Source organism: Zestomonas carbonaria, from assembly GCF_904061905.1.
GTDB classification, from domain to species: domain Bacteria; phylum Pseudomonadota; class Gammaproteobacteria; order Pseudomonadales; family Pseudomonadaceae; genus Aquipseudomonas; species Aquipseudomonas carbonaria.
Window position 1 is genome coordinate 1 of the sequence record NZ_CAJFCI010000084.1, and the last position, 25395, is coordinate 25395.

Sequence of the window (25395 nt, forward strand, 5' to 3'; positions counted from 1 at the left end):
GCTCCGGAGGGAGAGGGGAGTATCCGTGCGTACCCCGAACTCCGTGCTTTCCCGCCGCACGATTCCTGCCCCCTCTCCCTCCGGGAGAGGGCTGGGGTGAGGGGCGGACTCGACGACGGCTCGCAGATCACGCCAGGCATCCAGCCTCCCCTGGCAACTCCCCCACCGACCGCCACTCCCCCTCGGCTGGCACGAGGCGTTTCTCGAACCAGTCCCGGGCCGGGCCGCCGCATTTTCTTGCAATTCACTCTTGCCAGGTCATCGTCGATCCTCCTAGCCTGATGGGAGTGACGCCGGGCCCCTCTGGCGGCGAGCCTGCTCGCCGTGATGTCGGAGTCACTGTTGATTCGTCAACTCGCGACATTCAAAGGAGGGGCTATGGAAGCTCTACTCGCGTTCTTCACCGCCGATTTCCTCGGCAAGGCCACCTGGCTGTGGCTGGTCTTCCTGATCATCATCATCGCCCTGCTGGTGCTCGACCTCGGCGTCCTGCACCGCGACCAGCATGAAATCGAAATGCGTGAAAGCCTGCTGCTGTACAGCGGCTATTTCACCGTCGGCGTCATGTTCGGAGGCTGGGTCTGGTACGAGCTGGGCGCGCACAGCGCGCTGGAGTTCTACACCGGCTTCCTGGTCGAACAATCGCTGTCGATGGACAACGTGTTCGTCATGGCGATGATCCTCGGCTTCTTCGGCATCCCCCGCCGCTACCAGCACCGCGTGCTGTTCTGGGGCATCCTCGGGGTGATCTTCCTGCGCGCCATCATGATCGGCCTTGGCACGGCGCTGGTGCAGGAGTTCGAGTGGATTCTCTACCTGTTCGGCGCCTTCCTGCTGTTCACCGGGGTGAAGATGCTGTTCGTCAAGGAAGAGTCCCACCCGGACCTGTCGAAGAACCCGGTGCTGCGCTTCCTGCGCAAGCACATCCGGATGACCGACGAACTGCACGGCGGCCACTTCTTCGTGCGCCTGCCGGACGCCAGCGGCAAGGTGCTGCTGTACGCCACCCCGCTGTTCCTCGCCCTGGTGCTGATCGAGCTGGCCGACCTGGTGTTCGCCGTGGACAGCGTGCCGGCAGTGTTCGCCATCACCCAGGACCCGTACATCGTCTACACCTCGAACATCTTCGCCATCCTCGGCCTGCGCGCGCTGTACTTCGCCCTGGCCGCGCTGATCCACCGCTTCGTCTACCTGAAGTACGCGCTGGCGCTGGTGCTGATCTTCATCGGCGGGAAGATCTTCCTGCACGGCATCATCGGCAAGATCCATCCGCTGATCTCGCTGGCGGTGACCTTCAGCCTGCTGGCCGGCGGCGTGCTGCTGTCGTTGCTGAAGACCCGCGATACGGCCGGGCAGGAGGAGTCGCGCTGAGTTCGCACCACCCCGCGTAGCCCGGATGCAATCCGGGGAAATCGGCAGTGCCATTCCCGGATTGCATCCGGGGTACGGGCTGGTCAGGCATCGCGCTGGGATTTGATGGGTTTCACCCATCCCACGGACCGTCATCCCCGCGCAGCAAGCAGCAGGCCGTTCTCGTCACTTCGCGAAGAGCTGGTCAATATCCTTGAAAGCCTTGAACTCCAGGGCGTTTCCGCAGGGATCGAGCAGGAACATGGTGGCCTGTTCGCCGACCTGTCCCTTGAAGCGGATGTGGGGCTCGATCACGAACCGGGTGCCAAGCGACTCCAGGCGTTCGGCGAGGGCTTCCCATTCGCTCCATTCGAGCACGACACCGAAATGCGGGACCGGCACGTCATGGCCATCCACCGGGTTGGTATGGGCGCTTTCCTGGGATGCCGTCCTGGGATGTTCGTGAATCACCAGTTGATGGCCGTAGAAGTTGAAGTCGACCCATTGCGTGCTGGAGCGGCCCTCTTCCAGGCCGAACACTTCGCCATAGAAGCGCCGCGCGGCAGCCAGGTCGTATACGGGGATTGCCAGGTGAAAGGGGGAAAGACTCATCAGGGGCTCCGTCGTTCTTCGTGATTTCCGGGGCGAAATGCTCCTTTTCGCGTTTCGGCAATCGTAGGAACGGCCGGACAAAAATAAAATCAATATATCTTTGACAGAAACACAAACAGGATTTGTGAATGATTCGCGAGCTGAAGACCCTCGTCGCCGTTGCGCAGGAAGGCACCTTCGCCGCCGCCGGTGACAGGATCGGACTGACCCAGGCGGCCGTGAGCGCCCAGATGCAGCGACTGGAAAGCGAGCTCGGCGTCACGCTGTTCGACCGCAAGGGACGTTCGGCCAGGCTCAACAAGACGGGGCAGCAGATTCTCCTTCAGGCCCAGGAACTGATCCGCCTCTACGGCAACCTGGGCTCCACACCCGTCGGGCTTCCCGCCACCGCGCTGGTGACCGTCGGCGCCATCGCCTCGATCCAGCGCGCCCTGCTCCCGGACGCGCTGGCGAAGTTCCACCGGCAATGCCCCGGATGCCGTACCCGTGTCATCCCCGGCCTGTCGATGGAGCTGGTCAACCTGGTCGACGCCGGCGAGATCGACATGGCGGCCGTCATCCGCCCGCCCTTCTCGCTGCACAGCGACCTGGGCTGGACGACCCTGGCGCGCGAGCCGTTCCGGCTGATCGTCCCGCGCGACGTACCGGGGGACGACTGGGCCGAACTGCTCTCCAGCCAGCCGTTCATACGCTACGACCGCGCATCCTTCGGCGGCCGCCAGGTGGATCGCTTCCTGCGGGACATGCACTTCACCTTGCGGGAAGTGAGCGAAGTCGACGAACTGGAGGCGATCATCAGGCTGGTCGCCAATGGCGTCGGCGTGGCGCTGGTACCGCAGACGGCAACCTACCGGCGCTGGCCCGCCAGCGTGCGCGCCATCGACCTGGGGCCGCATACCTTCCACCGCGACGTCGGGCTCGTTCACCGGGCGAGTCCGGGCCTGAGCGAGCCCGTGCGGGTCCTGGCGCAGCTCATCAACGACCTGGCGCAATCCTAGGGTGTTATCAAGAGCGGAAGTGCACCAGGCATGTCTTGCAACGACACTTCGGCCCCTCACCCCAACCCTCTCCCAATGGGAGAGGGGGCGGAATGGCGTGGCGGGAAGGTACAGGGCTCGATAGAACGCACGGATACTCAGGAGAGGACGAGATTGCATACCCGCACTGAAACGAAAAAGCCGCCTGTCCGAAGACAGGCGGCTTTTCCGTCATGGTCGCAGGACAGCCTTACTTCTGGCTGCGCAGCATTTCCTTCGGCACGTACTTGCCGATCTCGTACTTGCCGATAGCCATGCGGTGCACTTCGTCCGGGCCGTCGGCCAGGCGCAGGGTGCGCTGCATGGCGTAGAAGTAGGCCAGCGGAGTGTCGTTGGAAACACCGGCGCCGCCGTGGATCTGGATCGCCCGGTCGATCACGCTCAGTGCGACGTTCGGTGCCACCACCTTGATCTGCGCGATCTCGCTCTGGGCGATCTTGTTGCCCACGGTGTCCATCATGTAGGCCGCGTTGAGGGTCAGCAGGCGAGCCTGGTTGATCTCGATGCGCGAGTTGGCGATGTGGTCGATGTTGCCACCCAGGCGCGCCAGCGGCTTGCCGAAGGCGATACGGCTGGCACCGCGCTTGCACATCAGCTCCAGGGCGCGCTCGGCCATGCCGATGGAACGCATGCAGTGGTGGATGCGGCCTGGGCCGAGGCGGCCCTGGGCGATCTCGAAGCCACGGCCCTCGCCGAGCAGCACGTTCTCATAAGGCACGCGGACGTTCTCGAAGATCACTTCGGCGTGACCGTGCGGGGCATCGTCGTAGCCGAACACCGGCAGCGGACGGAGGATGGTCACGCCGGGGGCGTCGCTCGGTACCAGGATCATCGAGTGCTGCTGGTGGCGCGGGCCATCCGGGTTGGTCAGGCCCATGAAGATCATGACCTTGCAGCGCGGATCGCAGGCGCCGGAAGTCCACCACTTGCGGCCGTTGATGACCCACTCGTCGCCCTCGCGCACCGCGCGGGCTTCCATGTTGGTGGCGTCGGACGAGGCCACGCCCGGCTCGGTCATCGCGAAGGCCGAACGGATCTCGCCGCTCAGCAGCGGCTCCAGCCACTGCTTCTTCTGCGCTTCGCTGCCGTAGCGCACCAGGGTTTCCATGTTGCCGGTATCCGGCGCCGAGCAGTTGAACGGCTCGGAACCGATCAGCGAGCGACCCATGATCTCGGCCAGCGGTGCGTATTCCATGTTGGTCAGGCCGGCGCCGTATTCCGACTCCGGCAGGAACAGGTTCCACAGGCCTTCGGCCTTGGCCTTGTCCTTCAGCTCTTCGATGATCGCGGTGGGTTGCCAGCGGTCGCCTTCAGCCACCTGTTGCTCGAATACCGCTTCGGCCGGATAGACGTACGCGTCCATGAACGCGGTGACGCGTTCACGCAGCTCTTGAACCTTGGGTGAGTAGGCGAAATCCATGAAGGCACCTTTTCTGTTCTGACGGGATGTTGATGAGAGTGAGCTGATGCTAGAACAGCGATAGGGATTTATCGAACCTATTCTCGTCGTGTATAAACATTCATAAATAATATGCGAGCCTACCTGGGCCAACGACTGGAGCATGCCGGCATGAATCTCAACAAGGTCGATCTCAACCTGTTCATCGTCTTCGATGCCATCTACACCGAAGCCAACCTGACCCGTGCCGGGCAGATCGTCGGCATCACCCAGCCCGCCGTCTCCAACGCCCTCGCCCGCCTGCGCGAAACCTTCAACGACCCGCTGTTCGTGCGCACCGCCCAGGGCATGGTGCCGACGCCGATGGCACAGAACATCATCGGCCCGGTGCGCAACGCCCTGCAGTTGCTGCGCGTGTCGGTGCAGGAAAGCCGCATCTTCAACCCGGTGCAGGCCAACAAGACCTTCCGCATCAGCATGACCGACCTCAGCGAGGAGATCCTCCTGCCGCCACTGTTCCAGCGCCTGCGCCGCCAGGCGCCGAACGTGCAGATCGAGAGCTTCCTGGCCAAGCGCCGCGAGACTACCAAGGAACTGGCCGCCGGCCGCCTGGACTTCGCCGTCGACGCACCGCTCAACACCGATCCGCAGGTGCGCCACGTCAAGCTGCTGGACGACCGCTACGTGTGCGTCATGCGCAAGGGCCACCCGCTGGCCAAGGACAAGCTGACCCTGGACGAATACCTGTCGCTGACCCACATCCACATCTCCAGCCGGCGCAGCGGCCTCGGCTACGTCGACCTGGCACTGGGCAAGATGGGCATCCAGCGCAAGATCGCCCTGCGCTCCCAGCACTACCTGATGGCCACCATGGTGCTGAGCGACACCGACATGGCGATGACCGTGCCGGAACGCCTCGCCCGCCGCCACGACCTGCACGCTGTGGCATTGCCGGTCAACGACGTGCCGCCGCTGGAAACCCACCTCTACTGGCACGAGAGCACCGACCAGGACCCGGCCAACCGCTGGATGCGCGAACAGCTCATCGAACTGTCGCAATCGATCGCGCAGAAGGAAGAGCGGGGCGTTTGAAGGCTGGAGGCTGGAGGCTGGAGGCTGGAGGCTGGAGGCTGGAGGCTGGAGGCTGGAGGCTGGACAGCGTTCCGGCCATGCACCTTCTGCGTCAAACCTTTTCGCGGCCATGGACCGCTCCTACAGGTCAACATCGGTGCCAACCTGTAGGAGCGCGCCATGCGCGCGATCACCGGCAACGCAAAAGCATCGCCAGCAAGTTGGCTCCTACGAAAGCGAACGAGTAGCCCGGATGAAATCCGGGGAAGACCCGTGGCTGTTGCTTTTTATTGGATTCCCGCGTTAGCGGCGGCCCGCGTAGGGGAATGACGGTTTGGCGTTGGGATTTCGCCCCCGTCATCCCCGCGAATGCGGGGACCCAATGAACACGGCTTCAATAAACATGCAAGAGCGAGCTCTGCTCGCGATCACCGGCAACGCAAAAAGCTCCGCCAGCAGAGAACCAACGCCCCTCGCCCCTACCACCCACTCCGAACCGCTCTTTCGTCCAGCCCTCCAACCTCCAGCGCTCTTCCTCGGCTACCCTCCCGGTTGCAGCAATTCCATATCAGGACTAATATCCACCTAAAGTCCATATATGGAGGATTTGCCATGGCCATCGCCGCCCGCAAAGCCGACCTGACCGCCGACCTCGACTCCCCGAAGGCCGGGCAGGTTGCGCTGAAGTTCTTTTTCAACCTGATGGACAAGTGGCACTGTTCGGTCGAGGAACAGATGGTGCTGCTCGGCTCCATCGGCCGCAGCACCCTGTACAAGTACCGCCAGTTGCCGGAAATCCGCCTGCCGCGCGACACCCTGGAACGGGTCTCCTACCTGATGGGCATCCACAAGTCGCTGCGCATCCTGTTCGGCGACAAGCCGTCCACCTACGAGTGGGTGCGCAAGCCCAACAGCGAGGCGCCCTTCAACGGCCACAGCGCGCTGGAGCTGATGCTCGCCGGCAGCGTGGTCGACCTCGCCGCCGTGCGCCGCTACCTCGATGGGGTGCGCGGTTGAGCCGGGAGATCGTCCCGGAGTGGAACCGGGCCTACCGCATCGTCTCCAGCGCCTTTCCGCCGATCTCGGTGTTCGAGGACGTGCTCGACCCCGCCGACCTGGAGCAGGCCTACCTGATCGAGGGGCTGACCAACGACCGCCTGCGCGAGGAGGCCGGCCTGCTCTCGCTGGTTGCACCCGAGGACCGCGTCTGCGGGCCGGGCTCTTCGCCGCTGATGGCCGCCTTCACCCATATCGGCTACGCCAGCCGCTTCACCGACGGCCAATACGGCGTCTACTACTGCGGCGACAGCCTGCAGACCGCCATCTCCGAGACCCGCTACCACAAGGAGCGCTTCCTGCGCGCCACCGCCGAGCCGAGCCTGGAGCTGACCATGCGCACCTACGTGTGCCGGCTGGTCCAGCCGCTGCTGGATATCCGCGAGGGACACGAACACCTGCACGATCCCGATCCGGCCAGCTACCCGGCGGCCCAGCGCTTCGCCGCCGAAAAGCGCAAGGCGCGCGCCTGGGGGCTGCTCTATCGCAGCGTTCGACACGCCCCCGGCGAGTGCGCCGCGCTGTTCCGTCCCCCGGCCGCCAGCCTGCCGACCCAGGGCGTGCATCTGCGCTACGTGTGGGACGGCAAGCTGCAACGAATCGTCAATATATTCGAGATCAAGCAGGTGGCCTGACGGGCTGCCACACCGTCGCAACACGACGTTAAAAACGCGACCACGGAATATTCATCGACAACGGTACACTCCGCTTCCCCAGCTAGCGGACCTTGCAGGAGCGGCAGCCTCTTCTTCTGGATTCCCGCATGCGCGGGAATGACGAGGCAAGACTCGACCATCATCCCCGCGTACGCGGGGATCCCAGTAAACACTGCAGAAACCCGCTCACGATCGGAAACCAGGACGTATCCATGCTGAAGAAAAGCTTCCAATCCGTTCTGACCACCTGGTTCGCCGGGCTGCTGGTGCTGTTGCCGCTGACCCTGACGCTGATCCTGCTGGCCTGGCTGTTCGGCCTGCTCAACAGCCTGGTCGGCCCCTCGACCGTCATCGGCCGGCTGTTCGCCGCGCTCGGCCAGCCGTTCTCCAGCAGCCCGTCCCTCTCCTACCTGCTCGGCACCCTGGTGCTGCTGGCCGCCATCTACGCCCTGGGCCTCGCCGTGCAACTGGGCCTGAAGCGGCCGCTGGCGCGGATGACGGACGTCACCCTGCGGCGCATCCCGGTGTTCAACAAGCTGTACAACCTCGCCGAGCGCTTCGTCGCCCTGCTCGACAAGAAGGAAGGCGCCGATATCGAGGCGATGAGCCCGGTGTGGTGCTTCTTCGGCGGCAAGGGTGTGGCGGTGCTGGCGCTGCTGCCCAACCCCGAGCCGGTGGAGATCGATGGCCGCTCCTACTTCGCGGTGCTGGTGCCCACCGCGCCGATCCCGGTCGGCGGCGGCCTGCTCTACGTGCCGATCGACTGGGTGAAGCCGGCCAACATGGGCATCGACGCCTTCACCAGCATCTACGTATCGATGGGCATCAACCCGCCCCGCGTGGCGGCCGTCGAAGCGGACGCCGCCCGCGAATAAAAACCGCCCTCCCCGTGCCGACGGGGAGCCAGGACTCGCTGGGCGGGCCGGCGCCCGCGCGGCGGAAGGGGGAGACTACAGGCTGCGGGCGATCACCATGCGCTGCACGTCGCTGGTGCCTTCGTAGATCTGGCACACGCGCACGTCGCGATAGATGCGCTCCACCGGGAAGTCCTTGAGGTAGCCGTAGCCGCCGAGGGTCTGGATGGCCGCCGAGCAGACCTGCTCGGCCATCTCCGAGGCGAACAGCTTGGCCATCGAGGCCTCGGTCAGGCACGGCAGCCCGGCTTCGCGCAGGCTGGCGGCGTGATGCACCATCTGCCGCGCCACGGCGATCCGGGTGGCCATGTCGGCCAGGCGGAAGGCCACCGCCTGGTACTCGATGATCGGCTTGCCGAAGGTCTTGCGCTCGTGGGCGTAGTCGCGCGCCGCCTCGAACGCCGCGCGGGCCATGCCCACCGCCTGCGAGGCGATGCCGATGCGCCCGCCTTCCAGGTTGGCCAGGGCGATGCGGTAGCCCTCGCCTTCCGCGCCGAGCCGGCAGGACGCCGGGATGCGCACCTCGTCGAGCTGGATCTGGCAGGTGTCCGAGGCGTGCTGGCCGAGCTTGTCCTCCACCCGCACCACCTGGTAGCCGGGCGTGTCGGTGAGCACGATGAAGGCGCTGATGCCCTTCTTGCCGGCCGCCGGGTCGGTGACGGCGAAGACGATCACCACCCCGGCGTGGCTGCCGGAGGTGATGAACTGCTTGCTGCCGGTCAGCACGTAATGGTCGCCATCGCGCCGCGCACGGGTGCGCAGGTCGCTGGCATCGGAGCCGGCCTGTGGCTCGGTCAGGGCGAAGGCGCCGAGCATGCTGCCCTGGGCCAGCGGGCGCAGGAAGCGTTCTTTCTGCTCGTCGCTGCCGAACTTGAGGATCGGCATGCAGCCCACCGAGTTGTGCACGCTCATGATGGTCGAGCAGGCGCCGTCGCCGGCGGCGATTTCCTCCAGGGCCATGGCGTAGGCCAGGTGGCCGGTCTGCGCGCCGCCCCACTGTTCCGGCACCAGCATGCCGAGAAAGCCCAGCTCGGCCATCTCGCCCAGCGCCTCGGCGGGGAAACGGTGCTCGCGGTCCCAGTCGGCGGCGAAAGGCTTCAACCGCTCCTGGGCGAACTGGCGGGCCATGTCGCGGATCTGCAGTTCTTCTTCGGAAGGAATCATTTTCAGTCTCTCATTTCTACTTCGTCAGGATCGCCAGCAAGCTGGCTCCTACAGGAGCTCGATGGCCATCGCCGTGGCCTCGCCGCCGCCGATGCACAGCGAGGCGACGCCGCGCTTGAGGCCGTACTGTTGCAGCGCTGCGAGCAGGGTCACCAGCACCCGCGCGCCGGAAGCGCCGATCGGGTGGCCGAGGGCGCAGGCGCCGCCGTGCACGTTGAGCCTGTCGTGGGGAATGTCGAGGTCGCGCATGGCCACCATCGGCACCACCGCAAAGGCCTCGTTGATCTCGAACAGGTCCACGTCGCCCAGGCTCCAGCCGGTGTTCGCCAGCAGGCGCTGGACGGCCCCCACCGGCGCGGTGGTGAACAGGTTTGGCGCGTGGGCGAAGGACGCATGCCCGGCGATCCGCGCCAGCGGCTTCAGGCCGCGCCTTTGCGCTTCGGACTGACGCATCAGCAGCAGCGCGGCGGCGCCGTCGGAGATCGAGCTGGCGTTGGCGGCGGTGACCGTGCCGCCTTCGCGGAACGCCGGTTTCAGGGTCGGGATCTTGTCCAGGCGCGCCTTCGGCGGCTGCTCGTCGCTGGCGATGCGGCGCAGCTCCTTGCCGACGCGCGTCTCGACCGCGACGATCTCGGCGTCGAAGCGCCCCTCGCTCATGGCCTTCTGCGCGCGGGTCAGCGAGGCGATGGCGAAGGCGTCCTGCTGCTCGCGGCTGAAACCGTAGGATTGCGCGCAATCCTCGGCGAAGGTGCCCATCAGGCGGCCCTTGTCGTAGGCGTCCTCGAGGCCGTCGAGGAACATGTGGTCGAGCACCCGGCCGTGGCCCATGCGATAGCCGCCACGGGCGCGATCCAGCAGGTAGGGTGCGTTGGACATGCTCTCCATACCGCCGGCCACCACCACCGAGGCGCTGCCGGCGAGCAACTGGTCATGGGCGACCATCACCGCCTTCATGCCCGAGCCGCACATCTTGTTGAGCGTGGAGCACACCACGGACTGCGGCAGCCCGGCGCCGATTGCCGCCTGGCGCGCCGGAGCCTGGCCCTGGCCGGCCTGCAGCACGCAGCCCATGATCGCCTCGTCGACGGCATCGGCCGCCAGCCCGGCGCGGTCGACGGCGGCACGGATCGCCGCCGCGCCCAGCTCGGCGGCGCTCAGGCCGGACAGGTCGCCAAGAAAACCGCCCATTGGGGTTCGGGCGGCGCCGACGATGACGATTGGATCGGTCTGGGTGTTCATTTTGCTGTTCCTCATGGATCGTTTGGGGCTCTGCGGGGCCAGAGCCATGCTACTGACTACTCCCCTCTATTCATGGGAGAGGGGTTGGGGGAGAGGGTTGCGGCCGGCACCTCCAGTGTCATCCTGACAATCCGCCCCTCTCCCTAGCCCTGGCTGCGCGCCCCGCTCCAAAGGGAGAGGGGACTCGTTCTGCGTGGCTGTCCAGATCGTAGCCCGGATGCAATCCGGGGGCTCTGAAGCCACTTCGAACTACTCCCCTCTCCCATTCATGGGAGAGGGGCTGGGGGAGAGGGTTGCGGCCGGCACCTCCAGTGTCATCCTGAAAGCCCGCCCCTCTCCCTGGCCCTGGCTGCGCGCCCCGCTCCAAAGGGAGAGGGGACTCGTTCGGCGTGGCCGTCCAGAACGTAGCCCGGATGCAATCCGGGAACGGGCTCAGCGAAGCTCCCGGATTGCATCCGGGCTACGTGTGTCCATCTACTTCGCCGCCATGCGGATGGCGCCGTCGAGGCGGATGACCTCTCCATTGAGCATAGGATTCTCGACGATATGCCGGACCAGCGCCGCGAACTCGGCCGGGCGACCGAGGCGCGGGGGGAACGGCACGCTGGCGCCGAGCGAATCGCGTACTTCCTGGGGCATGCCGGCCATCATCGGCGTCTCGAAGATGCCGGGGGCGATGCACATCACGCGGATGCCGCTGCGTGCCAGTTCGCGGGCGATCGGCAGGGTCATGCCGACCACGCCGGCCTTGGAGGCCGAGTAGGCGGCCTGGCCGATCTGCCCGTCGAAGGCCGCCACCGACGCGGTGTTGACGATCACCCCGCGCTCGCCCTCCTCGTTCGGTTCGCCCCGGGCCATGGCCTCGACCGCCAGGCGCAGCATGTTGAAGCTGCCGACCAGGTTGATGTCGATTGCCCGCCGGAAGCTGTCCAGCGCGTGCGGGCCGTTGCGGCCGAGGACCTTCTCCGCCGGCGCCACGCCGGCGCAGTTGACCAGCCCGTGCAGGCCGCCGAAGGCTTCGACGGCGGTCTCGACCGCCCGCCGGCCATCGTCCTCGCGGGTGATGTCGGTGGTCACGAAACGCGCGCGGTCGCCCAGTTCGGCGGCCCGCGCCGCGCCGGCCTCGGCGTTGACGTCGGCGATCAGCACCTTGCCGCCCTGCCCGACCAGTTCGCGGGCGGCGGCCAGGCCCAGGCCGGAGCCGCCGCCGGTTACCAGAAACACTCGATCTTCGATTCGCACGCTGTACTCCTTGGCTCAGTGAGCGGCAGTTGCGGCCTGTGCCTTGGCGATCTCCTGGTTGCGCAGGAGGAAACGCTGGATCTTGCCGCTGGGGGTTTTCGGTAGCTCCGCGACGAACTCGATCTCGCGCGGATAGGCATGGGCGGACAGGCGCTTGCGCACGTACTGCTGCAACTCGTCGGCCAGTTCGGCGCCGGGCTGGTAGCGTGCATGCAGCACCACGAAGGCCTTGACCAGCTCGGTGCGGTCCGGGTCGGGCTTGCCGATCACCGCCGCTTCGATCACCGCCGGGTGCTCGATCAGCGCGCTCTCCACGTCGAAGGGGCCGACCCGGTAGCCGGAGGTGGTGATCACGTCGTCGGAACGGCCGACGAAGCTGATGCTGCCGTCCTCGTTCAGCTCCACGGTATCCCCGCTCAGGTAGTAGCCGCCGACGAAGGATTTCGTCGCCATGCCCCGGTAGCCGGGGAACCAGAACAGCGGCGAGCGCGCCATGTCCACCGCGAGGATGCCCGGCTGGCCGGGTGGCAGTTCGCGCTGGGCCTCGTCCAGCACCACCACGCGGTGACCGGGCACCGCAAAGCCGGCCGCGCCCAGGCGCACCGGATGCGCCAGGTCGTGGTGGTTGCACAGCACCATGCCCAGCTCGGTCTGCCCGTAGTGATCGTGGATGGTCGTGCCCAGGCCCTCGGCGAACCAGCGGATCACCTCCGGGGTGAGTGGTTCGCCAGCGCTGCTCACCGCGCGCAGGCGGCCCTTGAGCAAGGGCGTCGCCTCGTCCTTGGCGGCCAGCAACAGCCGGTAGGCGGTGGGCGAGCCAGCCAGGTTGGTGATGGCGTATTTGCGGATGATCCGGCAGGTGCTCTCCACGCTGAACGCGCCTTCGTAGAAGGTGGTCGCGTGGCCCATGGCCAGGGGACCGGTCACCGCGTAGTAGAGGCCGTAGGCCCAGCCGGGATCGGCCAGGTTCCAGAAAGAGTCCTCGGGGCGCAGGCCGACGGCGTCGCGCAGGTAGCCGACGAACGCAGGAATGGCCTTGAGCGGCACTTCCAGCGGCTTGGGCAGGCCGGTGGTGCCGGAGGTGAACATCAGCAGGAAGGGATCCTCGCCGCTGCGCATGACCGGCTCGAACGCGGCCGGCTGGCGCTCCAGCTCGGTCCAGAAATCCAGGTCGCCGCCCGCCGCGCCGATGCACAGCACCGGCGGTGCCTGCTCCACCTCATCGAGCTTGGCGCGGTTGGCCGCGTCGGTGACGAGCAGCCGGGAGCCGGCGATCTTCACCCGGTGTTCGATGGCCTTGGGACCGAAGGCGGTGAACAGCGGCTGGTACACCGCGCCGAGGCGCCAGGTGCCGAGAATGGTGATCAGCAGTTCCGGGGTGCGCGGCAGCAGGCCGGATACGCAGTCGCCGGGGCGCACGCCACGACTGTGCAGGAAGTTGGCGAAACGCGCGGCCTCGTCCTTGAGCTGGCTGAAGGTCCAGGTCGCGCTGCGGCCGTCGCTACCCTCCCAATACAGGGCGACGCGCTCCGCCTGGGCATGGCGGTCACAGCATTCGACGCAGGCATTGAGGGCCTCCAGCGAACCGGCCAGGCTGGCCTGGATCGCACGGCCGTGGTCGAACTCGCGGGCAGCGGTTGGGTAATCGCGCATGACGTTGGCTCCCGGTTTGTTTTTGTACGGAGTGAGCGGGATGTTCGCGCCACGCCCGGGGAGCGGCAATGGCGAAAGGCGTCAAGCTGGGCGAGCGTTTTGGACAGTGGCCATCCGCCCACCGCTCAAGGGGTCTCCGGATGGAGCAGCGCGCGGTACTGTCCCGGCGTGGAGCCGGTCCATTTCCGGAAAGCCTTGTAGAACGAGCTGCTGTCGGCGAAGCCGAGCTCGAAGGCCAGTTCGGCGAAGTTGACCTCGCCGGCGTCCAGGCGGGCCAGGCAGAGGTCGCGGCGCACCTGGCCCTTGAGGCCCTGGTAGGACTGCCCTTCCAGCGCCAGTTTGCGGCGCAGGGTCGAGGGCGCCATGTAGAAGTGCCCGGACAGCGCCTCCAGGTCCGGCCAGCGCTCGGCCTTGAGGCTGCGCAGGTAGGCCTTGATGCGCGCCGCCAGGCTCTGCGGGTCGCGGTAGCGCACCAGGATGTTGGCCGGGGCGCCGGCGAGGAAGCGCTTGAGGTCCCGCCCGCTGCGCAGCACCGGCAGGTCGAGGCAGTCGGCGTTGAGCAGCAGGCGGCTGCATGGCCGGGCGAAATGCAGGTTGTCGCTGAACATCACCCGGTAGTCCTCGATGTAGTCGGGCTTGCCGCAGCGCAGCTCGACCGCCAGGATCGGGAGGCGCCGCCCGGCCAGCCAGCAGCACAGGCCGTGGACGATCATCCACAGGGTGAAATGGCCGAACGCGCGCAGCTTCGGCCCGGCCGGCTCGTCGAGGACGATGGCCGCCATCCCGCCGCTGCGCTCCAGGCTCAGCCGCAGGTCGTCGAACACCAGGTTGAGGAAGCGCAGCACGCCTTCCAGCGCCGCGCCCAGGCTGGGCTCCTTGAGCGCCGCGCGGGCCATGAAGGCGAAGCTGCCCGACTTCAGGCGCCGGCCGTTCATGCCGAAGAATTCGTCGTCCATGTGCGCGGCGAGCCGCAGCCACAGCCGTGCGTAGGCCTGCGAGGAAACCCGCGCGCGTGGCGCGCCCAGCAGCTTCGCGTCGATGCCGGCCTGTTCCAGCAGCTCGCCGGGGTCGCCGCCGCGCTGGCGGAGTTCCAGCAGGGCTTCGTTGACCAGGCGGATGGAGATGGTGCCTTTTTCGGGGTGTGAGGTGGTCATGGTGTTTTTGGGTCCCCGCCTTCGCGGGGCCCCAGAGAACAGCGCAGATCGCGGCCATGGGCCGCCCCTACGGGATCAACCGTTGGCTGCGGCATTGCCCTGCCCCGCCGCCAGCTCCTCGATACTGATCTCGCGCATGCGGAACTTCTGGATCTTGCCGGTCACCGTCATCGGGAAGCTGTCGACGAAGCGGTAGTGGCGCGGCACCTTGAAGTGGGCGATGCGGGCCTTGCACCAGGCGCGCAGTTCCTCCTCGCTGGCATGGTGGCCGGGGTGGAACTTGATCCAGGCGACGATCTCCTCGCCGTACCTGCTGTCCGGGATGCCGATCACCTGGACGTCGGCGATGGCCGGGTGGGTGAAGAAGAACTCTTCCAGCTCGCGCGGATAGATGTTCTCGCCGCCCCGGATGATCATGTCCTTGCTGCGCCCGACGATGCGCACGTAGCCGTTTTCATCCATCTGTGCCAGGTCGCCGGTGTGCATCCAGCGCGCCGGGTCGATGGCTTCCGCCGTGGCCGCGGGGTTGTTCCAGTAGCCCAGCATGACGCTGTAGCCACGGGTGCAGAGTTCGCCGATCTGGCCGCGCGGCACGACCCTGCCCTGCTCGTCGACGATCTTGGTTTCCAGTTGCGGCTGGGTGCGCCCGACGCTGGTCACGCGCAGCTCCAGGTCGTCGTCCGGGCCGGTCTGCATCGATACCGGGCTGGTCTCGGTCATGCCGTAGGCGATCTGCACCTCGCTCATGTGCATCTCGCCGATCACCCGCTTCATCACTTCGATCGGGCAGGTGGCGCCGGCCATGATCCCGGTGCGCAGGCTGGACAGGTCGAACTCCGCCCGCTGCGGGTGATCCAGCTCGGCGATGAACATGGTCGGCACGCCGTAGAGCGCGGTGGCTTTCTCTTCAGCCACGGCCTGCAAGGTCGTCAGCGGGTCGAAGGCGTCGCCCGGGTAGATCATGGTCGAGCCGTGGGTCAGGCAGCCGAGGTTGCCCATCACCATGCCGAAGCAGTGGTACAGCGGCACCGGGATCACCAGCCGGTCGTGCTCGGTGAGGCCCAGGCTCTCGCCGACCATGTAGCCGTTGTTGAGGATGTTGTAGTGGCTGAGGGTCGCGCCCTTGGGGAAACCGGTGGTGCCGGAGGTGTACTGGATATTGATCGGGTCGTCGAACTGCAGGCCGGCCTGGCGCTCGGCCAGTGCCTCGGGGCTCGTCCCGGCGGCCCTGCCCTGCAAGTCCTGCCAGGCCAGGAAGCCCTTGGGCGGCGCGGAACACAGGCTGACCACCCCGCGCAACTGCGGCAGGAGCTCGCTGGCCAGGGCGCCGGGCTGGCTGCTCGCCAGTTCGGGCAGCAGTTCCAGCAGCATGGCGTGGTAGTCGGAGGTCTTGAAGGCGCCCGCGCAGATCACCCAACCGCAACCGGACTGCTTGAGCGCGTATTCCAGCTCGCTGAGGCGGTAGGCCGGGTTGATGTTGACCAGGATGGCGCCGATCTTGGCGCTGGCGAACTGGGCGATGCACCATTCGGCGCAGTTCGGCGCCCAGATGCCCAGCCGGTCGCCGGGCTCGATGCCGAGGGCCAGCAAGGCCCGCGCACAGTTGTCCACCTGCTCGGCCAACTGCTGCCAGCTATAGCGCAGTTGCTGGTGCCGCACCACCAGCGCCTCTCGTTCGGCGAAGCGCGCCACGGTGGCGTCGAAGGCATCGCCTATGGTCATGGCCAGCAGTTGCTTGTCCTGCGGGCCGCGGGTGTAGCTGCGGTTGTTCATTGGCTTTCCCTTCTTGTGCTTGTAATGGGATGGCTCTGAATGTTCGCCTCCGGCCGTGTCGCGCGGAGGTTGTGTCTTTTACGGCCAACATGCCGTTTACGTTAACGGAAAGCTAAACAAGCACGTATCGCTTGTCCAGTGACCCGTTGGTCTAATACGGCCTTCCGTCTTATTCGAGCCGGTGTCTGGTCCCTTTTCTGGATCCCCGCGAACGCGGGGATCCAGTAAACACCGTAATAACACCCATGGCCGCGACCTGGCGGTTCACGGCCATGGGCCCTTCGCCCCTAGCGCACGAACACCTGGGTGGTGGCCGCGGCCATGTCGCCGCCCGGCAGCTTGATGCTGCCGATCTTCTCCAGCGAATCGACGTCATGGATGCTGATGTCGTTGAAGGTGCCGGCCAGGTAGAGCTTGTCCCCGGCGTGGTTGAAGGCGATGCAGTAGTAGGTGTGCTCCAGCTCCTGGGCCTTGATCAGCTTCTGCTGCGCCACGTCGTACTTGGCCAGCCGGTTGAGCACGCCGTACATCAGGTTGGGGTCCTTCGGCGAGCGCATGCCGGTGAAGTACAGCTCGGTCAGCGGGCCGAAGTCGCGGGTCTCGGTCTTGCCGGTGGCCAGGTTGATGTTGAAGTAGCCGAAGAGGTATTCGGCGCTGTCCATGTCCTGCTTCTCGTCGGCGAAGCGCGCGGCGGTGTAGAGCAGGGTGAAGTCACGGGTGGACTGCTGGTGCGGCCAGAAGTACAGCACGTCCGGCGGGCTGTAGAGCGGACGGTTCCAGTTGCGGCTGGGAATCGCCACGCTGCGCTCGCCGGTCTGCACGTCGATCTTGTAGATGTCCGGCCCGGCCATGTACAGCGAGCCGTCGTCCGCCGCCTGCATCACGTAGCTCTGGCGCGGCGCCGGGAAGCTGCGGATCGGCTTGGCGTCCAGGCCGGCGTCGGTGCTGTAGACCTGCAAACGCGGCTCGCCGACCACGTAGTGGTCGATGCCGCGCTGCATCGGGTTGGCCACCGCGTAGATCTCCTTGCCGTCGGCGCTGACGGTGAAGGCGAACATCGAGCGCGCGTCCTCCCCCGCCTTCTGCGCCAGGCGAGCGCGGAACACCGTCTTGCAGGTGTCCAGCTCGACGCCGTAGATGTCCCGGTAGCCGTTGTTGAGCACGTAGGCGCGGGTCTTGTCGGGGCTGATGAACAGGGTGCCGGGGCCGAAGCGGTCGGGCATCTGGCAGGTCTTGTAGACGCTGTCGTCCTTCAGGTCGATGACATGCAGGTTGTTCGGATAGTTGGTGATCGCCATGTACTCATGGTCTTTCTGCAACGCCTTGCCGGCGGTGTCGGCCAGCGTCGGCAATGCCCAGCCGCCGGCCAGCAGCGCCAGGCCCGAGGCCAGCGCGATGGAGTTCTTCGATGCCATGGGAATTCCTCTCCTGTCTGACCCTTACTTGTCTTTCGGGAAAACGCTGTTGAGGTTGCGCCAGCTATCGTTCGAGCTGAGCGCGTCCTTGTTCCAGTCCGGGTAGGTGCTCATCAGGTCGGGCACCTGGGCCGGCCACCAGCAGGGGTCGGCGCAGCCGTAGAGGTCGGCTTCCATCGGCTGGCACAGCGAGGTGACGCCGCCGAAGGCGTCCACTTCCCAGCCCGGGTCGGTGGTGGCGGTACAGCCGGCCACGGTGCTCATGGCCAGCACCTCCTCGATACGGTCTTCGTCGGCGGCCTGCTGCAATTTCTGGGCTTTGTTATTGATCGGCTTGAGATGCTTCATGTCAGTGCGCCTTCCGCGGAGAGATGTAGCTGCTGATGAAGGCCGGGTTGGCGGCCATGATGCGGCTGTAGACCTCGATGCCGAAGTCCACCCAGTCGCGCATCAGCTCGCAGTAGTGATAGGTCGGGTGAGTCGGGTCGCCGTACCGCGCGTAGCTCTCGTGGTAGCAGCCGCCCGAGCAGAGGTTGCGGATGCGGCAGCTATCGCAGCCGGTGCCTTCGCGGTCCAGGCGCTGCGAGAGGAAGTCGTTCAGCTCCGCCTGCTTCACGCCGCTGTGCACGTTGCCGAAGGTCGGCAGGCTGGAGCCGGTGAAGCGGTGGCAGAGGTTCAGCTCGCCCTTGTGGTCGACCGCCAGCATCTTCAGCCCGGCGCCGCACGGCAGGGCCTTCTTGTGGCCTTCGTGGATGTCGGTGATCAACTGGTGCAGGTTGGAGAAGCCGATGTTGCGATGCGCCAGCGCCGCCTCCAGGTAGCGGCGGCCGAGCGCCTTCATGTTGGCGAACACCTCGATCAGTTCCTCGCCGCTGAGGTTGAAGTCGCTGATGTCGCCGGAGGTGACCGGCGCGAAGCCGACTTCGGCGAAGCCCAGCTCGTTGAACAGGTGGTTCCAGATGGTCTCGACATCGGTGATGCCACGAGTCAGGGTCACCCGCGCGCCGACCGGGCGGCTGTCGTAGCGCGACAGCAGCATGTCGACCTTGCGCCGCACCACGTCGTAGGTGCCCTGCCCGCCCACGGTGATGCGGTTGCGATCGTGCACGGTCTTGGGGCCGTCGATGCTCACCGACAGGCCGAAGCGATGGGCGTTGAGGTAGTCGATGATCTCTTCGGTGAGCAGCGTGGCGTTGGTGGTCATGACGAACTCCACCTGCTTGCCGGCCTCGGCGAAACGCCGCTCGCAGTAGTCGACCATGTGCTCGATCAGCGGCCGGTTGGACAGCGGCTCGCCGCCGAAGAACACCACGGTGTAGCGGGTCTCGTCCGGCGATTCCTTGAGCAGCATCTCCACCGACGCCTCGGCGGTGTCCGCACCCATCTTCTTGCCGGCGGAAGGCTTGTCGAGGTCTTCCTTGTAGCAGTAGGTGCAGCTCAGGTTGCAGCCGGTGTTGACGTTCAGCACCACGGTGTTCAGCGCCGTGTGCTCGACCCGCTTGAGGCCGATTTCCGGCGTCAGCGGCGAGCCGTCGCTGACCACCTCCAGGGCGATCAGCTCGCGCAGGGTTTCGTTGACCGCCGGGCCGGCGAAGCGGCCGGCCAGGCGTTGCGACAGTTCTTCCGAGGAACAGCCCTGCTCGCGCAGGGCATCGATGATGCCGCCGGTCAGTTCGTCGGCGGCGAACAGCGAGCTGCTCGGAATATGGAACAGCAGACGGTCGGCATCCACCCGCACTTCATGCAGGTTGCGTTCGACCACATTCAAGATTGCGCCCATGGCGACCTCCCGGAATTCATCCCAATCGTTCGAATCCGCGCGGAACCTGTCCGCGCGGGCCGCGGCGCCCTATGGCAGCGGCGGGTTGTTCCAGCGTTGTACGGTGACGATCAGTTGACCTTCGCCCTTGAGGGACTGCCCGCCGTCCTCGACGGCGGCGATCACCTTGAGGTTGCCGGCGTTGTTGGTGGACATCCGCCGCGCGGGGTTCGGCCCGGCGTCGCCCGGCACGAACACGCCGTCCTTGCGCATGGTCCCGGCGAACTTCACGTCCTCGTCCTCGGCGGCGCGCTCGTCGAAGGGCTCGACCGACCAGGTCGCCGGCAGGAAGCCGATCCGGTAGGACTTGCCGGCGGCGTCGGTGCCCCAGGCCTCGGCCTCGAAACGGCCCTGCACCTTGGGCGTCGCCCCGCCGTTCTCGCCGACCCGGGCGATGGAGAACTCGGGCACCACCTTGATCTCGCCGATTTCCTTGTAGACCGCCAGGTTGGCGCCCTCGAGCTGGCCGAAGGCGACCGCGCGGTTGCCCGGGGCGGCATCGGCGGCGGCCCTGACCTTGACCCGCACTCGCTCGGGGGTCTGTTCCAGAACCTCCAGTACCTGCACGCCCGCGCCGAAGTCCGGCTTGCCGGCAAGACCGTTGCCCACCAGGCTCAGCTCGGCCTCGCCGCCGGCCCTCAGGTAGCCGGGCTGCACCGCCAGCAGCCGGGCCTCGCCCGCCTTGGCGGCGACGAAGTCGAGGCCGCGCTCGTCATGCTCGGTCTCGAACATGCGCCCGCTCATTTCGTTGTTCACCACGCTGAACACCTGGCGCATGGAGACGCCATCGATATCCAGGGTGGCGCGCCATTCGTGGCCGCTGTAGAGGATCGCCGTGCCCTTGCCCGTGAGCGGCTTGCCGTCGGCATAGCGGCCTTCGAGGGCGATCTGGAAGGTGTCGCCGGAGCTGCCCTTGACGCTCATCACGCCGTTCACGTCGCCACGGGCCGGCATGTGGCCGCTGAAGCTCCACTGCCCCGCCAGCGCGGAGACCTCGGGCCACGCCTTCTGCCACTCGGCCCAGGCCGGGTCGTCCAGCGGATAGCGGCTGGCCAGGTCCGGCACCACATCCTTCAGGGCGATCTCCAGCCAGTCGCGGTCGCGCGCCATGGACTGGTATTCGAGGGACGGCCACTGGCCGAGGTGGAAGTGGACCAGGTGTTCCCACTCCTTGGCGGACCGCCGCTGCAAGGCGACACGGGCGCCGGAGTGGCAGCGCGCGCACATCTGCGCGAGCTGGTCGTCGAACTGCTCGACGGTGTTCAGGCGGCGCTCCATCGCGTAGCGCATGCCGTCCGTCTCGGCCGGCGCCAGCCCCTGCTTGTCGGAGAGGTACTTGACCAGCGTGCGGCGGTCGTCGTCGTCGATCTGCAGGCCATGCATGATCTGCATCCGCGCGATACTCATCAGCCAGCCTTCCGGAGTCTTGCGCTGCTGGCTGATGCGGCTCAGGGCGCCGCCGGCATCCGGCAAATGACACACCTTGCACTTCGCGTTGAGGATCGCCTCGCCATCCTCCGCCAGGGCCGGCTGCAGCACGCTAAAGGTCGTCATGGCCAAGGCTCCGGCACTCAGGTAACGCCAGAATCGTGTCGCTTTCAAGGTCAGGCCTCCACGGTATTTTTTATTGGTATCCGCATCCTTGTCGCAGGCAAGGATCTCGTCTCAAGGCGGGGCACATTGTGTGCCACAAACATGAAAATCCTTTTCCTACAAACACTTGGACGAATTTCACGGTACTTCGACCAGTCTCGGAGGAGCCTCCACGCGTCTAATTTCGCGATAGCTGTTTAACTCTGAGACAAAGGCCTTCCGGTAACGATGGGTATAGCCCTATCTCCCCCGGCCAGGTAGCGCCAACGAGCCGGCCAGCATCGCCAGCAGGCCGATCCACAGCAGGGACACGAACGGATAGCGGCGGATGACCACCAGGCTCTGCTCGTCGCCGGCCGCTTCGCCGCCCTCCTCCGCGGCGACCATCAATCGCGGCGAGGCCGGCACCCAGACCTGCAGGTCCTGGGACCAGCCACGGACGATGAACGGATGCAGCATGTAGCCGGGATCGCCCACATGGCGGGCGTAGCGGTAGTCGAGGATCTCGCAGAGCTGGCGCATCGGCCCCTGGTACGCCGGCGGCAACCGGCGGTCGTCCTGGAAGAGCGCCTGCCCGGCCAGCAGCTCCCCATCGACCCGCAGCTCCACCTGGGCGATGGCCCGGTAGCCGGAGAAATCCGCTTCGCTGTCCAGGGGCCGGATGCGCAGTTGCAACTGCTCGGAAACCGAATGCCACGCCTCATCGTCCGTGGAAGGCGGCAGCGTGATCGGCAGATAGGCGTTCAGGGCCGTGGCGGCCAGCCCGCCCACCAGCGCGACGACCGCGCCGCCATGGATGAGCGCCAGGCTGCCCGTGTGCCGCAGGGTGCCCAACCGCCGCGTGCGCCAGACGCTCACCGCGCCCCAGGCCAGGCACGCGACCAGCAGGAAGGCCGCGCCGAGCAGCGCGGCATCCAGCCAGGGCAGGACGGCGACGATGTTCTGCGACAGCACGCCATCGCCGCTGTACTGGCGGGTCAGCCAGCCGCCGCGCCAGGCCACCAGCCCGGCCAGGATCGACACCGCGAGCGTGACGGCCACCACCACCCGCTGCCTGAGCAGCCTGCGCAGGAAGGTGTAGCCGCCCACCAGCCCGAACGCCGCGAGGATCGGCAGCAGCCACTTGCCCAGCACGTAGCCATCCACATCCCACTGCGCGAACGCCTCGTACAACCCGCCGAGTTCGCCAGGCCCGGACCAGGCCATCGCCAGCTCGAAGAACGGCTTCAGCTCGGGCGTCTTCTCGACATTCAGCCACTCGTGGAGATGGGCCCTGAGCAGCGCGCCCATGGCCAGCAGCGCGGCGCCGGCGAACAGGTAGACCGCCAGGTCGAGCGTGCGCTCGGTGCCGCCGCGAAGGATGTTGCCGGTCCGCCGGCCCAGCGCCTTGCCGGCCTGCCACAGGCCCAGCCCGAGCAGCACGGCGGCCAGCGCCAGGTGGCTCATCCAGGACGTGGTGCCGATGTAGCGATGGGAGCTGGCCAGCACCTCACTGCGGGTCACCGACATGGCCACGCAGACCAGCGCGGCAGCCATCAGGCTGAGCGCGGGCAACAGCCGCTGGCCTTCCCGCCAGCGCCGCGCCCCGTGCAGCACCGCGCCGAGCAGCGCCCAGACGGCGAAGGCGGAGGTCTGCACCGGATCCCAGTGCCAGAGCTGGCCGAAGGTGAAATCCTCCAGGGCCCAGGCCATGCCGGCGCCGATGCCGGCGGTGAGCACCAGCCAGGAACGCCGGGACTGGACCAGGGCGATGGCGCCGTAGTTCGGAGAGGCCTTGCCCAGCGCGCCGATCGCCGCGCCGGCGGGCGCCAGGGTCCAGGCATAGGCGGCGAGGATCAGCGGCGCGTGCAGGGCCATCCAGAAGGTCTGCAGGTGAGCGTTCATGCCCTGGCTGTCCTGGGCCTGCAGCCAGTCGGCCGGCGTCGCCGCGAAGGGGCCGAGCCAGGCGGCGGTGGCCACGTACCAGGCGGCGACCAGGGCGCCGCCACGTCCCGCCCAGCCCGGCAACGAAGCCCCGCCCATGGCGGTCGCCAGGCAGAAGGTGGCCAGCAGCAGCACCGTCCCCTCGTCCCCGCCCCACAGGTTGGACACCTTGAGATAAAGAGGCAGCGCGGAACTGCTGTAGAGCCAGACGTAGCGCAACTGGAAATGATCCGCCACCAGGTGCAGCACGAGCGCCAAGCACGCGCCATACAGGCCGCCCAGCGCAAGGCGCCAGAGCGACAGCCTGGCGGCGGGTCGCAGCGCGCCCAGCAGGATCAGGACGCAGAAAAGCCACAACAGCGCATTGCCCGCCTGCGGCAGGAACCACAGCAGCCCACAGGACAGCACGAGGCCGGCAATCGCCTGCCCCCGGGTCGACTCGCCATCGAACAGCCATGTCCTTATCAAGGTCGGATCTCCGCAACGTTTTTGGACGGAGCGCTACAGATTATGTGCCAGTGCCCCGAAAGGCCTTTGCCGACAACCCCTTGGCCGCTTTCCCCGGCATGCCGGGAAGCCCTCCCGGCGTCCCATTTCGCGACGACCGTCCCATCCTGAGACAGCCCGTAAACCACTGTCCAGCCGCTGTCTCAGCCCGTCTCAAAGTGCAACAGCGGATGCCTGCGGGAAATTCACAGGATCGACAAAAACCCTTTTCTTTCATGGCGTTATGGACACCTTGGCGTTTGGCATGGCGGTTGCCCCAGAGCTTCCCGCCACCCATACAAGAGGCTGAAACCATGCTCGCTGCACTGCCCATCCTGACCCAGACCCGCGACTTCATCGCCCGCCGGCATCGCATGCTGATCGGCGATCAGTGGCTGGATGCCGCCAGCGGCAACACCATGAGCATCCGCAACCCAGCCACCGGCGAAGTCCTCGGCGAAGTGCCGGCGGCGGCCAAGGAGGATGTCGAGCTCGCCGTGCAGGCGGCCCGCCAGGCCTTCGACGACTCACCCTGGAGCCGCATGCGCCCGCGCGAGCGGCAGAACCTGCTGTGGCGCCTGGCCGACCTGATGGAGCGCGACGCCCGGCAACTGGCCGAACTGGAATGCCTGAACAACGGCAAGAGCGCGGCCGTGGCGCAGGCGATGGACGTGCAACTGGCCATCGACTTCCTGCGCTACATGGCCGGCTGGGCCACCAAGGTCGAAGGGCTGACGGTGGAGCCCTCGCTGCCGCTGATGCCGGACGGCCAGTTCCACGCCTACGTGCGCCGCGAGGCGGTCGGCGTGGTCGGCGCCATCGTCGCCTGGAACTTCCCCCTGCTGCTGGCCTGCTGGAAGCTCGGCCCGGCCCTGGCCACCGGTTGCAGCGTGGTGCTCAAGCCCGCCGACGAAACCCCGCTGAGCGCCCTCAAGCTGGCCGAGCTGGTACTCGAAGCCGGCTACCCGGCCGGCGTGTTCAACGTGGTCACCGGCACCGGCCTGCAAGCCGGCACCGCCCTGACCGCCCACCCCGGCGTGGACAAGCTGACCTTCACCGGCTCCACCGAGGTGGGCAAGCAGATCGGCAGGGCGGCCATGGACAACATGACCCGCGTCACCCTGGAGCTGGGCGGCAAGTCGCCGACCATCGTGCTGGCCGACGCCGACCTGCAACAGGCCGCCGCCGGCGCCGCCCAGGCGATCTTCTTCAACCAGGGCCAGGTCTGCTGCGCCGGCTCGCGCCTCTACGTGCACCGCAAGCACTTCGACAACGTGGTCGCCGACATCGCCGGCATCGCCAACGGCATGAAACTGGGCAACGGCCTCGACCCGAGCGTGGACATGGGCCCGCTGATCTCCGCCAGGCAGCAGGAGCGGGTCACCGGCTACATCGACCTCGGCCGCCAGCTCGGCGCCACCGTCGCCTGCGGCGGCGAAAGCTTCGGCCCCGGCTACTTCGTCAAGCCGACGGTGATCGTCGACGTCGACCAGAAGCACCGCCTGGTGCAGGAGGAAATCTTCGGCCCGGTGCTGGTGGCCATGCCCTTCGACGACCTCGACGAAGCCGTGCGCCTGGCCAACGACAACCCCTACGGCCTGGGCGCCAGCATCTGGTCCAACGACCTCTCGGCGGTGCACCGGCTGATCCCGCGCATCAAGTCCGGTTCGGTCTGGGTCAACTGCCACAGCGCCCTGGACCCGTGCCTGCCATTCGGCGGCTACAAGCTGTCCGGCGTCGGCCGCGAGATGGGCGCGGCGGCCATCGAGCACTACACCGAGCTGAAGTCGGTGCTGATCAGCCTCTGAGGCTGCAGGTCCGGGCGGACGGCAGCGGTCG

General features: G+C 66.8%; 20 protein-coding genes. 7 read left to right on the plus strand and 13 right to left on the minus strand.

The genetic code is table 11. The annotated features are described in order from the left end of the window. Positions 1-378: 378 nt before the first annotated feature. Entirely contained in the window at positions 379-1371 is a 993-nt protein-coding gene (locus PSEWESI4_RS22965; RefSeq protein ID WP_187673562.1) for a TerC family protein, read from the plus strand. Between the two features lie 165 nt (positions 1372-1536). Here the strand turns inward: PSEWESI4_RS22965 and PSEWESI4_RS22970 are convergent, their stop codons facing one another. Continuing rightward, a complete protein-coding gene (locus tag PSEWESI4_RS22970; RefSeq protein WP_187673563.1) occupies positions 1537-1962 on the minus strand; it encodes a VOC family protein in 426 nt (141 codons plus the stop codon). Positions 1963-2090: 128 nt separating this feature from the next. Between PSEWESI4_RS22970 and PSEWESI4_RS22975 the strand changes: the two genes are divergently transcribed. Then, positions 2091-2960: a LysR family transcriptional regulator gene (locus tag PSEWESI4_RS22975; protein WP_187673564.1), complete on the plus strand. Its 870-nt coding sequence runs from the start codon at positions 2091-2093 to the stop codon at positions 2958-2960. A 229-nt stretch (positions 2961-3189) separates the two neighbouring features. On the opposite strand, the gene PSEWESI4_RS22980 is transcribed toward PSEWESI4_RS22975, so the two are convergent. Continuing rightward, entirely contained in the window at positions 3190-4419 is a 1230-nt protein-coding gene (locus PSEWESI4_RS22980; RefSeq protein WP_187673565.1) for an acyl-CoA dehydrogenase, read from the minus strand. A gap of 150 nt (positions 4420-4569) precedes the next feature. Between PSEWESI4_RS22980 and PSEWESI4_RS22985 the strand changes: the two genes are divergently transcribed. From PSEWESI4_RS22985 to PSEWESI4_RS23000, 4 genes are all read left to right on the plus strand, one after another. Next, on the plus strand, positions 4570-5490 hold the full coding sequence (locus PSEWESI4_RS22985; RefSeq protein ID WP_187673566.1) for a LysR family transcriptional regulator: 921 nt from the start codon (positions 4570-4572) through the stop codon (positions 5488-5490). 591 nt (positions 5491-6081) lie between these two features. Beyond that, positions 6082-6486 (plus strand): MbcA/ParS/Xre antitoxin family protein, encoded by a 405-nt coding sequence (locus tag PSEWESI4_RS22990; protein ID WP_187673567.1) that lies wholly within the window; start codon positions 6082-6084, stop codon positions 6484-6486. Next, a complete protein-coding gene (locus PSEWESI4_RS22995; protein WP_187673568.1) occupies positions 6483-7160 on the plus strand; it encodes an RES family NAD+ phosphorylase in 678 nt (225 codons plus the stop codon). Before PSEWESI4_RS22990 ends, PSEWESI4_RS22995 begins: the two co-directional genes overlap by 4 nt. Before the next feature lie 233 nt (positions 7161-7393). Continuing rightward, positions 7394-8056 carry a DUF502 domain-containing protein gene (locus tag PSEWESI4_RS23000; RefSeq protein ID WP_187673569.1) on the plus strand — a complete coding sequence of 221 codons (663 nt, stop codon included), beginning with the start codon at positions 7394-7396 and terminating at the stop codon, positions 8054-8056. A 75-nt stretch (positions 8057-8131) separates the two neighbouring features. Here the strand turns inward: PSEWESI4_RS23000 and PSEWESI4_RS23005 are convergent, their stop codons facing one another. The 11 genes from PSEWESI4_RS23005 to ccsA all read right to left on the minus strand — a co-directional run bounded on the left by PSEWESI4_RS23005 (position 8132) and on the right by ccsA (position 23538). Beyond that, positions 8132-9259, minus strand: coding sequence for an acyl-CoA dehydrogenase (locus PSEWESI4_RS23005; protein ID WP_187673570.1), 1128 nt, complete (start codon positions 9257-9259; stop codon positions 8132-8134). A gap of 48 nt (positions 9260-9307) precedes the next feature. Beyond that, positions 9308-10498, minus strand: a complete 1191-nt coding sequence (locus PSEWESI4_RS23010) for an acetyl-CoA C-acyltransferase (protein WP_187673571.1) — start codon at positions 10496-10498, stop codon at positions 9308-9310. Between the two features lie 474 nt (positions 10499-10972). Next, positions 10973-11740, minus strand: a complete 768-nt coding sequence (locus PSEWESI4_RS23015) for a 3-hydroxyacyl-CoA dehydrogenase (RefSeq protein ID WP_187673572.1) — start codon at positions 11738-11740, stop codon at positions 10973-10975. A gap of 15 nt (positions 11741-11755) precedes the next feature. Then, positions 11756-13393: an acyl-CoA synthetase gene (locus tag PSEWESI4_RS23020; protein ID WP_187673573.1), complete on the minus strand. Its 1638-nt coding sequence runs from the start codon at positions 13391-13393 to the stop codon at positions 11756-11758. A 125-nt stretch (positions 13394-13518) separates the two neighbouring features. Further along, positions 13519-14547, minus strand: a complete 1029-nt coding sequence (locus tag PSEWESI4_RS23025; protein ID WP_187673574.1) for an AraC family transcriptional regulator — start codon at positions 14545-14547, stop codon at positions 13519-13521. 75 nt (positions 14548-14622) lie between these two features. Next, entirely contained in the window at positions 14623-16320 is a 1698-nt protein-coding gene (locus PSEWESI4_RS23030) for an AMP-binding protein (RefSeq protein WP_187673575.1), read from the minus strand. A gap of 287 nt (positions 16321-16607) precedes the next feature. Beyond that, positions 16608-17735, minus strand: coding sequence for a quinohemoprotein amine dehydrogenase subunit beta (gene peaD / locus PSEWESI4_RS23035; RefSeq protein ID WP_187673576.1), 1128 nt, complete (start codon positions 17733-17735; stop codon positions 16608-16610). A 24-nt stretch (positions 17736-17759) separates the two neighbouring features. After that, positions 17760-18083 carry a quinohemoprotein amine dehydrogenase subunit gamma gene (gene qhpC / locus PSEWESI4_RS23040; RefSeq protein ID WP_187673577.1) on the minus strand — a complete coding sequence of 108 codons (324 nt, stop codon included), beginning with the start codon at positions 18081-18083 and terminating at the stop codon, positions 17760-17762. Between the two features lies 1 nt (position 18084). After that, a complete protein-coding gene (gene peaB, locus PSEWESI4_RS23045; RefSeq protein ID WP_187673578.1) occupies positions 18085-19515 on the minus strand; it encodes a quinohemoprotein amine dehydrogenase maturation protein in 1431 nt (476 codons plus the stop codon). Positions 19516-19584: 69 nt separating this feature from the next. Beyond that, positions 19585-21156: a quinohemoprotein amine dehydrogenase subunit alpha gene (gene peaA, locus PSEWESI4_RS23050; RefSeq protein WP_187673579.1), complete on the minus strand. Its 1572-nt coding sequence runs from the start codon at positions 21154-21156 to the stop codon at positions 19585-19587. 231 nt (positions 21157-21387) lie between these two features. Next, positions 21388-23538, minus strand: coding sequence for a cytochrome c biogenesis protein CcsA (gene ccsA / locus PSEWESI4_RS23055; protein WP_235978999.1), 2151 nt, complete (start codon positions 23536-23538; stop codon positions 21388-21390). Between the two features lie 332 nt (positions 23539-23870). On the opposite strand from ccsA, the gene PSEWESI4_RS23060 reads away from it, so the two are divergent. After that, complete coding sequence (locus PSEWESI4_RS23060) at positions 23871-25364, plus strand: aldehyde dehydrogenase family protein (protein ID WP_187673580.1); 1494 nt, start codon at positions 23871-23873, stop codon at positions 25362-25364. Positions 25365-25395: the final 31 nt, after the last annotated feature.